General features: G+C 51.7%; 12 protein-coding genes and 1 pseudogene. 10 read left to right on the forward strand and 3 right to left on the reverse strand.

Translation table 11 applies throughout. From position 1 onward, the window contains the following. Window positions 1–2: 2 nt before the first annotated feature. The 10 genes and pseudogenes from shc (at window position 3) to EBB_RS15815 (ending at window position 11,343) form a co-directional block, all read left to right on the forward strand. The gene (gene shc / locus EBB_RS15770) at window positions 3–1,961 is read left to right on the forward strand and encodes a squalene--hopene cyclase (RefSeq protein WP_192394702.1); all 1,959 of its coding nucleotides are present in this window, start codon (window positions 3–5) and stop codon (window positions 1,959–1,961) included. Beyond that, entirely contained in the window at window positions 1,958–2,662 is a 705-nt protein-coding gene (locus EBB_RS15775; RefSeq protein ID WP_192394703.1) for a phosphorylase family protein, read from the forward strand. The genes shc and EBB_RS15775 overlap by 4 nt, the downstream gene beginning before the upstream one ends. Window positions 2,663–2,743: 81 nt before the next feature. After that, a complete protein-coding gene (locus tag EBB_RS15780; protein ID WP_192394704.1) occupies window positions 2,744–4,129 on the forward strand; it encodes an aspartate aminotransferase family protein in 1,386 nt (461 codons plus the stop codon). Window positions 4,130–4,139: 10 nt separating this feature from the next. Next, complete coding sequence (locus EBB_RS15785; RefSeq protein ID WP_192394705.1) at window positions 4,140–4,499, forward strand: copper resistance CopC family protein; 360 nt, start codon at window positions 4,140–4,142, stop codon at window positions 4,497–4,499. 5 nt (window positions 4,500–4,504) lie between these two features. Next, window positions 4,505–6,136, forward strand: coding sequence for a CopD family protein (locus tag EBB_RS15790; RefSeq protein ID WP_192394706.1), 1,632 nt, complete (start codon window positions 4,505–4,507; stop codon window positions 6,134–6,136). Window positions 6,137–6,138: 2 nt separating this feature from the next. Continuing rightward, complete coding sequence (gene dxs / locus EBB_RS15795) at window positions 6,139–8,001, forward strand: 1-deoxy-D-xylulose-5-phosphate synthase (RefSeq protein WP_192394707.1); 1,863 nt, start codon at window positions 6,139–6,141, stop codon at window positions 7,999–8,001. Window positions 8,002–8,048: 47 nt separating this feature from the next. Continuing rightward, on the forward strand, window positions 8,049–8,747 hold the full coding sequence (locus EBB_RS15800; RefSeq protein WP_192394708.1) for a class I SAM-dependent methyltransferase: 699 nt from the start codon (window positions 8,049–8,051) through the stop codon (window positions 8,745–8,747). A gap of 98 nt (window positions 8,748–8,845) precedes the next feature. Beyond that, window positions 8,846–9,591, forward strand: a pseudogene (locus EBB_RS15805) (IS5 family transposase). A 35-nt stretch (window positions 9,592–9,626) separates the two neighbouring features. Continuing rightward, a complete protein-coding gene (gene gloB, locus EBB_RS15810; protein ID WP_192394709.1) occupies window positions 9,627–10,394 on the forward strand; it encodes a hydroxyacylglutathione hydrolase in 768 nt (255 codons plus the stop codon). 85 nt (window positions 10,395–10,479) lie between these two features. Beyond that, window positions 10,480–11,343, forward strand: coding sequence for a glycosyltransferase family 2 protein (locus tag EBB_RS15815; RefSeq protein WP_192394710.1), 864 nt, complete (start codon window positions 10,480–10,482; stop codon window positions 11,341–11,343). A 1-nt stretch (window position 11,344) separates the two neighbouring features. On the opposite strand, the gene EBB_RS15820 is transcribed toward EBB_RS15815, so the two are convergent. From EBB_RS15820 to EBB_RS15830, 3 genes are all read right to left on the reverse strand, one after another. Further along, window positions 11,345–12,478: a methyltransferase gene (locus EBB_RS15820; RefSeq protein ID WP_192394711.1), complete on the reverse strand. Its 1,134-nt coding sequence runs from the start codon at window positions 12,476–12,478 to the stop codon at window positions 11,345–11,347. A gap of 250 nt (window positions 12,479–12,728) precedes the next feature. Then, the gene (locus EBB_RS15825; protein WP_192394712.1) at window positions 12,729–13,529 is read right to left on the reverse strand and encodes a TatD family hydrolase; all 801 of its coding nucleotides are present in this window, start codon (window positions 13,527–13,529) and stop codon (window positions 12,729–12,731) included. Between the two features lie 48 nt (window positions 13,530–13,577). Next, the gene (locus EBB_RS15830) at window positions 13,578–13,931 is read right to left on the reverse strand and encodes a PilZ domain-containing protein (RefSeq protein WP_192394713.1); all 354 of its coding nucleotides are present in this window, start codon (window positions 13,929–13,931) and stop codon (window positions 13,578–13,580) included. Window positions 13,932–13,934 lie beyond the last annotated feature (3 nt).

Here is a 13,934-nt window from a genome sequence, read left to right on the forward strand (position 1 = left end):
CTATGTTTACTGAAGCCCATATAGATACCAGCAGCCAAGACATTAGCAATGCCAATACCGGCAAAACGGCCGGCCTTGGCTTACTGAATGCCGCTATCGAACGCGCCCAAGCCAAATTACTCAGCTTGCAAAGCCCGGAAGGTTATTGGGTATTTGAGCTGGAAGCCGACTGCACTATCCCGTCCGAATACATCATGATGATGCACTACCTGGACGACATCGACGAAGAATTGCAGCGCAAAATCGCCGTTTACCTGCGCAGCCGCCAAGCCGAAGACGGCAGCTATCCGCTATTTACCGGCGGCCCCGGCGACATCAGCGGTAGTGTAAAAACCTATTACGCTTTGAAAATGGCGGGCGACCCCATAGATGCTCCGCATATGGTCAAACTGCGCGACTGGATACTCAGCCAAGGCGGTGCAGCGCGCGCCAACGTCTTCACACGTATCGCGCTGGCGATATTCGAACAATTGCCCTGGCGCGGCGTACCCTATATTCCGGTGGAAATTATGCTGCTGCCCAGCTGGTTTCCGTTTCATCTGGACAAAGTATCGTATTGGTCACGCACCGTTATGGTACCGCTGTTCATCATGTGCACCTTAAAGGCCAGAGCCAAAAATCCGCATAAGGTCAACGTCCTGGAATTGTTTGTCGTTCATCCGGACGAAGAGAAACATTACTTTCCGGAACGGACTCTGCTGAATAAGTTCTTCCTGGGCCTGGATAAACTGGGCCGTGTTACCGAGCCGTTGATTCCACAACGCATGCGCGAACACGCCGTTCAAAAAGCCGTTGATTGGTTTACCGAACGCCTGAATGGCGAAGATGGTTTGGGCGGCATTTTCCCTGCCATGGTTAACGCCTATCAGTCGATGTTATTGCTGGGTTTTCCAAAAGACCACCCTAATGTCGTGATCGCCCGCCAGTCCATCGACAAATTACTGGTGGTCAAAGACGATTATGCCTATTGCCAACCTTGCTTATCACCCGTCTGGGATACGGCGCTTGCCGCACTGGCATTGCAGGAATCCGATAAGGCAGCAAATACCCCTAGCCTTAGCAAAGCATACGATTGGCTGAAAAGCGTGCAATTATCCGACGAACCGGGCGACTGGCGAGTACGCCGACCCCATCTGGCCGGTGGCGGCTGGGCGTTTCAATTCGCCAACCCGCATTACCCGGATGTCGACGACACGGCTGTAGTGGGTTTTGCGATGGCCGATTCCAATCTGCCTGAATTAGACGAGTCCATCCACAGAGCGACACGTTGGATCGTCGGTATGCAATCGCAAAACGGCGGCTACGGCGCGTTCGATGTCGATAACACCTACTATTATTTGAACGAAATCCCGTTCGCCGACCACGGCGCCCTGCTCGACCCACCGACTGTCGACGTCAGCGCTCGCTGTGCGATGTTGATGGCCCGAGTGGCGAAGGATCACGACGAATATTTGCCGGCCCTGAAACGCACTATCGAATACATACGCGGTGATCAAGAAGCCGACGGTTCGTGGTTCGGCCGCTGGGGCACCAATTACATTTACGGCACTTGGTCTGCCTTGCTGGGCCTGGAGCAAACCGATGTACCGAAAACCGACCCGATGTACACCAAAGCTGCGGCATGGCTGAAAAGCGTCCAACGCGAAGACGGCGGCTGGGGCGAAGACAACTTGAGTTATCACGACGATAAAAAATTTCGCGGCCGCTACCATTTCAGCACAGCCTTCCAAACCGCTTGGGCGGTGCTGGGCTTGATCGCCGCCGGCGAAGTCCACAGCCAGGAAGTCAAAGCCGGCATCGACTTCTTGCTGCGCAGCCAGCAAGCTGACGGGGTTTGGAATGACCCCTGCTTTACCGCACCGGGCTTTCCAAAGGTGTTTTATTTGAAGTATCACGGCTATGACAAGTTCTTCCCATTATGGGCGTTGGCTAGATACCGTAACGAATTAGCCAAACAGTGACCATAGGAATACTTGTTGCCTTACCGGAAGAGCTCTCCACCCTGACCCGTCTAAAGCTGGTTCAGGGTGATTGCGTCAGAATCGCCGACAACATTCTCCTGGCATTTGCCGGCGCCGGACCGGTCAACGCGGAACGGGCTACGCACCTGTTAATCGCCAAAGGCGCTAAAAAACTGATCAGTTGGGGCTGTGCGGCCGCATTGTCGCCGCAATTGAAACCGGGCGATCTAATGTTGGCCGAACAGCTATTATCAGAGCAACAACAGGTGTTCGATACCGATCCCCGTTGGCGTAAGCGTCTACATGAGTTGCTGGATAAGCAGTTTCCAATTTCCAATGGCAAGTTGGCTGAAAGCAGCCATATCGTCAGCAACAGTAGCGATAAGCACAAACTATACCGGCAAACCGGTGCGATTGCCTTGGACATGGAAAGCTGCGCCATGGCTAAAATTGCCGAGCAATCGAACTTACCTTGTCTGGCAATTCGTACGATTGCCGATCCGGTAAGCATGAGCCTACCCCAAGCGGTTACTCAGGCCTTGAATGGCCAGGGGCAGGTAGAAACCAGCAAACTCTTGCGTTTTTTGGCAACCCACCCATGGGAAGCGCTCAGCCTGATCAAGTTGGGCTTACATTTTCATGCCGCTCAAAAAACCTTGAAAATCATTGCCAAACAACTAAACGAAATCATCGTTTTTTAGCAAAACCATGAATTATTGAAGGATTAAGCAGCGGGAACATAGCGTAATCCAGAAATAAACCAAGCACTTACGAGGTATTACATGTCTTTTAGCATTGCCGATCTTTTTACTCAGCATTTCGACGAGAAATTCGACCTGCATGAGCATTATCTTAACAACCAGATGGTGCGCGTCTTACGCACTATCGGTTACGACAGAAACTATAAAAAAGCGATCGGCCAATATCTTTACGACGAAGAGGGTAACGAATACCTGGACTTGCTAAGTGGTTTCGGCGTGTTTGCGATGGGACGCAACCATCCGACCATTATCAAAGCCCTGCAAGAAACCCTGACGCTGGAATTACCCAGCCTGGTACAGATGGATGTGTCCTTGCTCAGCGGCCTGCTGGCCAAAGAAATTCTGGCTACCTGCCCGGACAATCTGGAAAAGATGTTTTTCTGCAACTCCGGCACCGAAGCCGTCGAGGCGGCGATCAAATTCGCCCGCTACACCACCAAACGCTCGCGCATCGTCCATTGCGACCACGGCTATCACGGCCTGACGATGGGCTCATTATCGCTGACCGGCGAGCACATCTTCCGCGAAGGCTTTGGCCCCCTATTGCCGGAATGCACTTCCGTACCGTTCAATGACTTGGCCGCACTGGAACAAGCCTTGAGCAGCAAAGATGTGGCAGCCTTCATTGTCGAACCGATTCAAGGCAAAGGCGTCAACATTCCGAACGACAACTACCTGCCGGAAGTCGAGCGTTTATGTAAAAAATACGGCACCTTGTTCGTGGCCGACGAAATCCAGACCGGCATAGGCCGCACCGGCAAGTTCTGGGCCATCGAGCACTGGGGCGTCAAACCGGACATGATTTTGATGGCCAAAGCCTTGTCCGGCGGCTTCATCCCTGTCGGCGGCGTAGCCATGACCACCCATATCATGGACACCGTGTTCAACCGTATGGATAGAGCCGTCGTCCACGGTTCGACCTTCTCGAAAAACAATATGGCGATGGCTGCCGGCCTGTCTGCCCTGCATGTGGTTCACGAAGAAAAACTGGTCGAAAACAGTGCCAAGGTCGGCGAAGACATCATCGCTACCATCAACGCCATGGCGCCAAAATACGAATTCCTGAAGGAAGCGCGCGGCAAAGGCTCAATGATCGCCATCGAATTCCAGTCGCCGAAAAGTTTGGGGTTAAAAGCCGCCTGGGCCATGCTGGAAGCCGCCAACAAAGGCCTGTTCTGCCAGATGATCCTGATCCCACTGTTCAAGGAACACCGGGTACTGGCACAAGTGGCCGGCCACGGCATGAACGTGGTCAAATTTTTACCGCCCCTGACGCTGACTCAAAAAGACCGCGATTGGATTGTCAATTCCGTGGAAAAAACCATTGCCGATACGCACAACGTCACCGGCTCGATCTGGACGCTGGGTAAAAACCTGGCCGGCCATGCCCTGAAAAACAAAAAATAAGGTGCCATATATGAATTTTTTCAAACCTGCTTTGTTCGCATTGGCACTGATCGCCAGTAACAGCGCTTTCGGCCACGCAGTCGTCACGCATAATTCTTTAAAACTCAAACCCGTGCCGGTCAATTTAGCCAGCCAAGTGGAGCTATCGTTCAATTCCAAAGTGGAATTGGATTTGTCGGAAGTATTCCTGGTCAGTGCCGGCGATAAAATGCAAACCATCACTGCCACGCCGGGCGAAAAACCCGGGCAAGTCTTGCTGCACCTGCCAGCCCTGGAGCCGGGGGAATATGCTATCAAATTGAAGATATTTGCCGCAGACGGTCATCTCAGCGAAGACCTATTACGTTTTTTCGTTAAACCAACTAAGTAACCAGCATGGAAGGCATTGCAAACTATTTAGATTCACTGATTGGCGGCGTCGATCTCACTTTTTATTCCATCACTATCGGTGGATTGCTGTGGGGACTGTTCGTGCTGCGCCCTTGGCATGAAGAGGCACTCTATAACACGGCTTTATTGACCAAAACTGTCAACCTGATTCATTTCGGCAGCAAAGCCCTGGTCATCACCCAATTGTCGAAAATTGGCCTGAAAATATGGCTGATGGCCGTAACCTTGGGCAAATCACCGTTTCCGGCGTTTTTCCAAACCGTGCAGTTCCAGGCCGGTTTAGCGCGTGCCACCTGCGCTTTTATTTTGGCGGTGTTCATCCGACAAGCGTTAAAAAGCAATCCACGCTCCAAACAATTCTGGGTACTATCCACTGCGATCATCGTGCCGCTGGTCATTTCCGCGGCCTGGTTGGTCCATGGCGCCAGTCGTCTAGAGGATCGCGGCCTGTTAATGACGCTGACCGTCACTCATCAAATGGCCGCCGCCACCTGGGTGGGCGGTATTTTTCAAATCCTGGCTTTGTGGAGTCTGAAAAAACGCAATTTGATTGCTGTCGAAGTTTGGCCGTTATTATTAAAACGTTTCTCGATAGTGGGCATCAGCGCCGTCGTGGTTTTACTAGCTACTGGCACACCGCTGGCTTGGTATTACATCCGCACCTTCCAAGGCTTTATTGGTGCGGGTTACGGCAATCTGTTATTGGTAAAAATTATCATGCTGGGTCTGGCGCTGGGCTTTGCCTGGTTGAATCGCCAAGCCGTCAATACCTATTTCACCAGCCGCAGCCTTTATGCCCTGACCGCGCGCGTGCCCTACTATATCGAAGCGGAAACCCTGATTCTGCTGACCATCCTGTTCACCGCCGCCAGTTTGGCATCGCAACCGCCCGCAGTCGATATTCCGCACCTGACCGCCAGCTTCGAAGAAGTGTTGAACATGTTCCATCCGCGTATACCGCGCTGGGAATCGCCCACTCATGAAGCCTTAATTGCCGGTGAAGCCGGACGGGTGGCCATCGTCGGCCAAGTACCATCGGAAGCAGCTACCGCTTGGTCGGACTACAACCACAATATCTCAGGTATCTTCCTGACGACGATGAGCTTTTTTGCGATGTTGTCGTTCTCCAACCGTTTCCATCGCTGGGCACGCTTTTGGCCGGTCGGTTTTATGGCTTTGGGTATATTCCTGTTTTTCCGTAGCGACGCGGAAAGCTGGCCGCTCGGTCCTATCGGTTTCTGGGAAAGTACGTTTAACAACGGCGAAATTCTGCAGCATCGCATCGCCACCTTGCTGGTATTTGTGCTGGGCTTGATCGAAGTCAGAGCCCGCCTCAACAACAACAGTGGCTTCATGCCCTACATGTTTCCGTTATTGGCTGCGTTCGGCGGCATGATGTTGCTGGCGCATTCGCATGTCGGTTTTGAGGCGAAATCGGCCTTCTTGATTCAGGTCGGCCATACCATGATGGGCGTATTCTCGCTGATCCTGGCTTGCGGCCGCTGGCTGGAACTCAAACTAGATTCGCCCGGTAAAAACGTAGCCGGATTTATTTCAGTGTTCGCTTTATTCCAGATAGGCGTCATCCTGATGTTCTATCGTGAACCCCTGTACTGATCATGAAACAGACTAACGAATTCCCGTTACTAGACACCATCCAGACCCCCGCCGACGTTCGGGCCCTGAAGCCAGAACAACTCGAACCGCTGGCCGATGAGTTGCGTCGCTATCTGACCCATACCGTCAGTATCTCGGGCGGTCATTTCTCCGCTGGCCTGGGCACGGTGGAGCTGACGGTAGCGCTGCATTATGTGTTCGATACGCCTTCGGATCAGTTGGTGTGGGACGTGGGCCATCAGGCTTATCCGCATAAGATTTTGACCGGCCGGAAAGAGCGGATGCCGACCATTCGCACTTTGGGCGGGGTATCGGCGTTTCCGTGCCGCTCGGAGAGTGCGTATGACGCGTTTGGCGTGGGCCATTCGTCGACGTCGATCAGCGCGGCACTGGGCATGGCGATTGCCTCGCAGTTGCGCGGGGAAGATAAGAAGATGGTGGCGATCATCGGTGACGGTTCGATTACCGGCGGCATGGCGTATGAGGCGATGAATCATGCCGGCGATGTGAACGCTAATTTGTTGGTGATTTTGAACGATAACGATATGTCGATTTCACCGCCGGTCGGGGCGATGAATAATTATCTGACCAAGGTGTTGTCGAGTAAGTTTTATTCCTCGGTGCGGGAAGAAAGTAAGAAGGCTTTAGCCAGCATGCCGTCGGTGTGGGAGTTGGCCCGGAAGACGGAAGAGCATGTGAAGGGCATGATTGTGCCGGGTACTTTGTTCGAGGAGTTGGGCTTTAATTATTTCGGGCCGATCGACGGCCACGATGTGGAGATGCTGGTTTCGACTTTAGAGAAGTTGAAGGATTTGTCCGGGCCGGTGTTTTTGCATGTGGTGACCAAGAAAGGTAAAGGGTATGCACCGGCCGAGAAAGATCCACTGGCGTATCACGGGGTGCCGGCCTTCGATCCGAGCAAGGATTATTTACCCAAAGCCGCACCGTCGCCGCATCCGACCTATACAGAAGTGTTCGGTACTTGGCTGTGCGATATGGCTAAGCAGGATGAGCGGCTGTTGGGGATTACCCCGGCAATGCGCGAGGGTTCGGGTTTGGTGGCGTTTTCCCAGCAGTTTCCGAAACGCTATTTCGATGTGGCGATTGCCGAGCAGCACGCGGTGACCTTGGCGGCCGGTCAAGCCTGTCAGGGCGCGAAGCCGGTAGTGGCGATTTATTCGACCTTCTTGCAACGGGCTTACGATCAGTTAATCCACGACGTGGCTTTGCAGAATTTGGATGTGTTGTTTGCCTTGGATAGAGCGGGCTTGGTGGGACCGGACGGTCCGACCCATGCCGGGGCGTTTGATTACAGTTATATGCGCTGTATTCCGAATATGCTGGTGATGGCGCCGGCCGACGAGAACGAATGTCGGCAGATGCTGACTACCGGCTTCAAACACAATGGCCCGGCCTCGGTACGTTATCCACGCGGCAAAGGACCCGGGGCCACGGTCGATAAGGCTTTGACCGAGCTCCCTATCGGCAAGGGCGAAATCCGCCATCAAGGCAGCCGGTTAGCGATTCTGGCCTGGGGCAGTATGGTGACTCCATCCGTGGAAGTCGGCAAACAGCTGGGCGCCACGGTGGTGAACATGCGCTTTGTCAAACCGCTGGATGAGGCACTTATCCTGGAAATGGCGAAAAGCCATGATGTGATCGTCACCGTCGAAGAGAACGTGATTGCCGGCGGTGCCGGCGGTGCGGTGAACGAGTTTCTGCAGGCACAAAACATTCTGATGCCGGTGTTGAACATCGGCTTGCCGGATCGCTTTGTGGAGCAAGGCAGTCGCGAGGAATTGCTGACGCTGTGTGGACTGGATACCAAGGGTATCTTGGCGAAAATTCAGGCGGTGTGTGCGTAAACAGCCAGATGTTACAAAGCTATTTCAAATCCTTGTACCAACGCACGATGTCGGAAGCGTATGCGTTGGCGGCCAGGGAAATAGTATCGGCGCTAAAAGAGAATGGCGCTGCATGTCTTGACTGTGGTGCCAACAGCGGCTACTGGTTTGATCGCCTTGCTACCGAAATAGGTTTGACGCCCGCTCAATACCACGGTATCGAATGGGACATTAACAGCGTCAATGCGGCCCAATTGAAGCAGCTTAATGTGCAGCAGGGCGATTTGAATAAAAAGCTGCCTTTTGAAAACGATCAGTTCAGTTGTGTGTTTGCGCTGTCTGTTTTGGAACATTTACTAAATGGCTGTCATTTTCTCAAAGAGACGCACAGAACATTAAAGCCGGGGGGCAAACTGGTGCTTTTAACCCCAAACATCAGCACCTATTTCACCGCCGCCCTGATTCTTGCTGGAAAAATGCCATCTAGCGGCCCACATCCCGACTCGGATATTTTGATGAAATCTGAGGAGGTTTTTAAGGTCAGCGCAGATGAACTCCGCTGGGATACCGAGTCCGATACACCTGTTCACCGCCATTTAGTGGTATTCAGTTACTTGACCCTGAAGAAATATCTAAACACTATTGGTTTCTCACAAGTCACAGGCTATGGCTTTGGTTTATATCCGCTGCCAAACTTTATTCAGCCCGTTTTTGAAAAAATCGATCCTTACCATTGCCACCAAATGGTCTTCATTGCCAAAAAATAAGCATTGATTAGGGGCTGTTGCCATTTTGGATCGATAACCTTGAAATTGAGCTGCTCTGCCTGATTGATTGAGCTTTTCAATCAAAAGACAAGCAAACTATGCCGCGACAAATGTTTACGGATGAATACTGGAATAAATTCAAAGCCATCCTGTTGAGCGTGAGGATTTACGACAAGCCGACGCTTCGGCAAACGGTAGAAGGTATTTTTTATCGCATGCGAATCGGCTGTCCTTGGCGAGATCTGCCGGCAACATTTGGCAAGTGGAATGCCGTGTATAAGCGATTCAATGCCTGGTCGCTTCAAGAAAAACTGATGGGTATCTTTCAGGAGCTGGTTGTGGATCCGGATTTGGAGTGGACATTCATTGATGGCAGTATTGTGAAAGCACATCAGCATAGTAGCGGCGCAGCCCATGAACGGGAAACGGCGATCGGAAAATCGGTAGCGGGTAACACCACCAAAATCCATATGGCCGTGGATGCCTGCGGACTGCCCATTCATTTCTCGGTCACGGGCGGCGAAGTCCACGATTGTAAAGAAGCACCCGAATTAGTGGCGAAGCTTCCCTTAGCTATATGATTGCTGACAAAGGCTATGACAGCGAACCCTTACGGATTCAAATTCGTGAGAAAGGTGCTGAGCCAATCATACCAAGAAAGCAGAATTCAACCATTGGCAATGATGCTGTGGATTGGTGCCTCTACAAGTATCGCCACCTAGTTGAAAATGTGTTTGCGCGGCTGAAACATTTCAGAGCCATCGCGACGCGGTATGACAAACTGAAACGCAATTTTGAAAGCGTCATCGCTTTGGCTTGCGCTTTTATATGGTTGCCCATGTAAAACGGCAACAGCCCCTAACTATTGCGCATAGATAAATGTTAGAAATCCTGCCATTACCGGATTTACAAGACAATTACATTTATCTATTACACGACACGGATTCCGGATTGACCGCCGTGATTGACCCTGCCGTTGCCGATGCGGTTATTGATGTTTTAGCCGAAAAATCCTGGCAACTTGATTACATTTTTAACACTCATCACCACAACGACCACGTAGGCGCCAATTTGCAACTCAAGCAGCAAACTGGCTGCAAAATTGTCGGCGCGGCAGCGGACCAGGCGCGTATCCCCGGTATTGACATCCGGCTCGGCGACGGGGATGTAGTAGAACTCGGCAATCAGTGCTTTCAGGTCATCGATACACCCGGCCATACCGTAGGGCATATCGTTTATTACAGCGCCGATAGCCAGGCTTTGTTTTGCGGCGATACTTTGTTTTCGCTGGGTTGCGGTCGATTGTTCGAAGGCAGCGCCGAACAGATGTGGCATTCGCTACAAAAACTGCAAGTATTGCCAGCCGAAACCCGCATCTACTGCGCCCACGAATACACCGCCGCGAATGGCCGTTTTGCGTTGTCGGTTGATCCGGACAATCCGCAGCTGCGGCAGCGGATCGCTCAAGTCGCCGAGCTCCGCCAACAAAACCGCCCCACCCTGCCCTCGACTATCGGCATGGAGCTGGCAACCAACCCTTTTTTTAGAGCGCATGACCTCGGTATTCGCAATAATATCGGCATGGCGGATCAATCCGACTCGGCGGTTTTCAGGCAATTACGCCTATTGAAAGACCAGTTTCGATAAATCTACCCCAGCTGTCGATACTGTTTAATTCTGCTAGACTGTTGTCCACATTTCGGCATGTTTCCTTGCCAAGCTTTGGATTTTCATGAATAACATCCCATCGATCAGCATCGTTATCCCCGCGAAAAACGAGTCGAAAAATCTGCCGTCATTTTTACCGATGTTACATCTGCTGTACCCTGATGCGGAGATTCTGCTGATAAACGATGGCTCGACAGACGATACCGCCGCCATCGCTCGCGCGGCCGGTGTTACGGTGATTGATCATCCTTACAGCATGGGTAATGGCGCAGCTATTAAAACCGGCGCCAGGCATGCAAAAAACGATATTTTGGTGTTTATGGATGCCGACGGCCAGCATGACCCCGGCGACATTCCGGCATTGCTGACCAGGCTAAACGAGGGTTACGACATGGTGGTCGGCGCCCGAAACGCCGGTAGCCATGCTTCTTGGTTCCGACGTGTGGCGAATAAGTTCTACAATAAGCTGGCATCAATGATGACCGGACACAAAATAGAAGACCTTACCTCCGGATTTCGTGCGGCCAGGGCCAACAAATTCCGCAAATTTCTTTACCTATTACCCAACGGTTTTTCTTATCCAACCACCAGCACGATGGCGTTTTTTCGTTCCGGCTTCCCGGTAGCCTACATTCCTATCCACGCCGGCAAACGCAGCGGCAAGAGCCATATCCGGCTGATGCATGACGGTTTTCGATTTTTTATTATTATCTTGCGGATTGGCGTGCTGTTCTCCCCCATGCGGTTGTTTTTACCCATCAGCAGCATAGTATTTAGCTTGGGAGCCGGCTATTACGGCTACACTTATTTTACGGAAAACCGATTTACCAATATGAGCGCGGTACTGTTTTTGTCGTCCTTATTTATCTTTCTGATCGGCATCGTTTCCGAACAGATTTCATCCTTACATTATAAAAATATCGAATAGCTCAAACCTTCACGCTGCTGAAAATCACAAACTTGGCATTAGCCGCCACTTGCCGGCAATTGCCGAATAATTTCTTCAGTGCCAGATGATAGTTCAAATGGCGATTACCGATTACCCGTAACTCACCGCCCTTACGCAAGACCTTATGCGCCTGCCGAAACATCTGCCAAGCAATATGATCGCCTATGGTGTGCTGTTGATGGAACGGCGGGTTACAGACTATGCAGTCTGCACTGTTCTCCGGATAGTCAGTTAAACAGTCGGCGACTAAAAAATTGGCCTGCCGACTATCGGCAAAGGCTGCCACAAAATTTTCCCGGGCCGAGGCGATGGCCATAAACGATTCGTCGATAAACCCCATTCGCGCGTTCGGGTTTTGCTTCGCAAGCATCACGCCGACTATCCCATTGCCGCAACCCAAATCGATAAAATCGTAATATTCGGGATTTTGCGGCAGATGCTCCAATAAAAAACGAGTGCCTATGTCCAGGCTATCGCGGGAAAACACATTGGCATGATTACAAACCGTAAGATCGCTGTTCTCCAATGGATAGCGCGTCGGATAAGGGTTAACAGGCAATGACAGATTCGGGTCCACCCGGGCAAAAATCAGCCGGGCTTTTTTTACCGCCAAAGCCGGTTGCGTCGGTCCGACCAACCGGTCCAGCAATTTCCAGGCAGTGGGCGGCAAGCTCTTCACCATGCCGGTGGCTATCACTTGGCAATCGGCTTTTAACAAAGGCTTGAGCGCATGCAGTTGATATTCCAGCAGCGCCAGGGTTTTGGGAATTTTAATCAGTAGATAATCAATGCCGGCTTCCGGTAGCGACAAGCTATCCAGCGAGCGCACTCGCTCGTGGTCTATGCCATTCAATACCAGATTGTTACGCGTCGCTTGCTGCGAAAGCCAGGAATCGGACATAGCGGTTGGCCGGAAAGCGCTTAGCGAAACTGCCAACGCACCGAAGTTATCGTTGAGGATGACTATGTTGGCATGCTCGGCAACGCCTACGGCAGCTAGGTGATTTAGTAGATATTCGTCTGCAGCGTCCCAAGCCCGCAGCAGTTCATTTTTGCGAAAAGGTAAGCGCTGGAGTTGAAAGATTCCTAGCGAACTAGCTAATTCCATATCCATATTGCGAGAAAAATAACGTTGCTATAACCCAGGGTATAAAAGGCAGATTGATGTCATGACGGCATTTCAAAGAATTATGTTAACCGCCAGGCCAGCGACAATTTGCCACGCGGCAAAATGCCACATTTTCAGGACCGTGCCGCTTCAGTAAACTGCATGCAACTCTTGTATGCGCCCCTATGGGGAATGAGAGTTATACCCCACCTCTCCGAACGACCGGTCCATCGCAACATGGACCCGGTCGTTTTTTTTAGCTGGCCCGGCGTAGCTTATCGGCCGAAGATCCGGCAAACAGGCGATAAAAGTTCTCGGTTGATTGCTCGGCAATGGCTTCGACAGAGGTCCCGCGCAAATCCGCAATATGTTCCGCCACATAGCGGACATAGGTCGGATAGTTCGGTTTACCGCGATACGGGACCGGTGCCAGATACGGTGAGTCGGTTTCAATCAGAAAACGGTCGGCTGGAATTTTACGCGCCACATCCTTGATGGCTTCCGCATTCTTGAAGGTCACAATGCCGGAAAAAGAAATATAGAAATTCAAATCCAACGCCTTTTCCGCATAAGCCCAATCCTCGGTAAAGCAATGGATGATCCCACCCACTTGGTCCGCGCCTTCTTGCCGCAACACATCCAAGGAATCTTGCCCAGCCTCGCGAGTATGGATAATTAAAGGCTTGTTGAGTATCTTAGCGGCGGCGATATGGGTGCGAAACCGTTGAAACTGCCATTCCAAATCGCCTTCGCTGCGAAAATAGTCCAGCCCCGTCTCACCAATGGCGATCACCTTTTCGTTATCGGCCAACTGCAGCAAGTCATCCAGCGTGGGCTCACGCCCATCATGAACATTTGGATGCACGCCCACCGACAAGGAGATGTCCGAATACGGCATGACTTGCTCCAGCATGGCAGGATAGGCTTCCATATCGATGGCAATACACAGCATATGCCTGATCTGGGCCGCGCGTGCCGCTTGCACAAAGGTATTGAAATCATTAGCGTAGGGCGCCAAGTCGATACGATCAAGATGACAGTGGGAATCGATGAACATGAATTTAGAAAAGTAAAGACAAGCGGCAAAGTCCGCCCGCAAAAGAGTTTACATGGTATGCGTGGAACGGTCAGATTCCAACGCATCGGCCAGATAGGTTTCGATTTTATTGCGAGCGGCGCCGCCGTCCTGATCGCTGAATTGCACACCAATACCTGCGGCGCGATAGCCTTCCGCGCCAGACGGCGTTTTCCAGATAATTTTACCGGCAATCGGCAAGCGTTCGGTTTCGTCCATTAAATTCAGCAACATGAACACTTCCTCACCCATCTCGTATTCGCGTTTGGTCGGAATGAACAAGCCACCATTTTTCACGAAGGGCATGTACGCCGCATACAGTGCGTTTTTATCCTTGATCGATAAGGACAGGATACCCTGTCTGGGTGCTGCTGATTCTGCCATGGG

This window comes from Methylomonas fluvii (assembly GCF_014850975.1).
In the GTDB taxonomy this organism is placed as follows: Bacteria; Pseudomonadota; Gammaproteobacteria; order Methylococcales; family Methylomonadaceae; genus Methylomonas; species Methylomonas fluvii.

Bases quoted from the DNA above. Each gene is read 5' to 3' on its own strand.
- shc (WP_192394702.1), top strand. From the start codon at position 3: ATGTTTACTGAAGCCCATATAGATACCAGCAGCCAAGACATTAGCAAT.
- EBB_RS15780 (WP_192394704.1), top strand. From the start codon at position 2,744: ATGTCTTTTAGCATTGCCGATCTTTTTACTCAGCATTTCGACGAGAAA.
- EBB_RS15785 (WP_192394705.1), top strand. From the start codon at position 4,140: ATGAATTTTTTCAAACCTGCTTTGTTCGCATTGGCACTGATCGCCAGT.
- EBB_RS15790 (WP_192394706.1), top strand. From the start codon at position 4,505: ATGGAAGGCATTGCAAACTATTTAGATTCACTGATTGGCGGCGTCGAT.
- dxs (WP_192394707.1), top strand. From the start codon at position 6,139: ATGAAACAGACTAACGAATTCCCGTTACTAGACACCATCCAGACCCCC.
- EBB_RS15800 (WP_192394708.1), top strand. From the start codon at position 8,049: ATGTCGGAAGCGTATGCGTTGGCGGCCAGGGAAATAGTATCGGCGCTA.
- gloB (WP_192394709.1), top strand. From the start codon at position 9,627: ATGTTAGAAATCCTGCCATTACCGGATTTACAAGACAATTACATTTAT.
- EBB_RS15815 (WP_192394710.1), top strand. From the start codon at position 10,480: ATGAATAACATCCCATCGATCAGCATCGTTATCCCCGCGAAAAACGAG.
- EBB_RS15820 (WP_192394711.1), bottom strand. From the start codon at position 12,478: ATGGATATGGAATTAGCTAGTTCGCTAGGAATCTTTCAACTCCAGCGC.
- EBB_RS15825 (WP_192394712.1), bottom strand. From the start codon at position 13,529: ATGTTCATCGATTCCCACTGTCATCTTGATCGTATCGACTTGGCGCCC.
- EBB_RS15830 (WP_192394713.1), bottom strand. From the start codon at position 13,931: ATGGCAGAATCAGCAGCACCCAGACAGGGTATCCTGTCCTTATCGATC.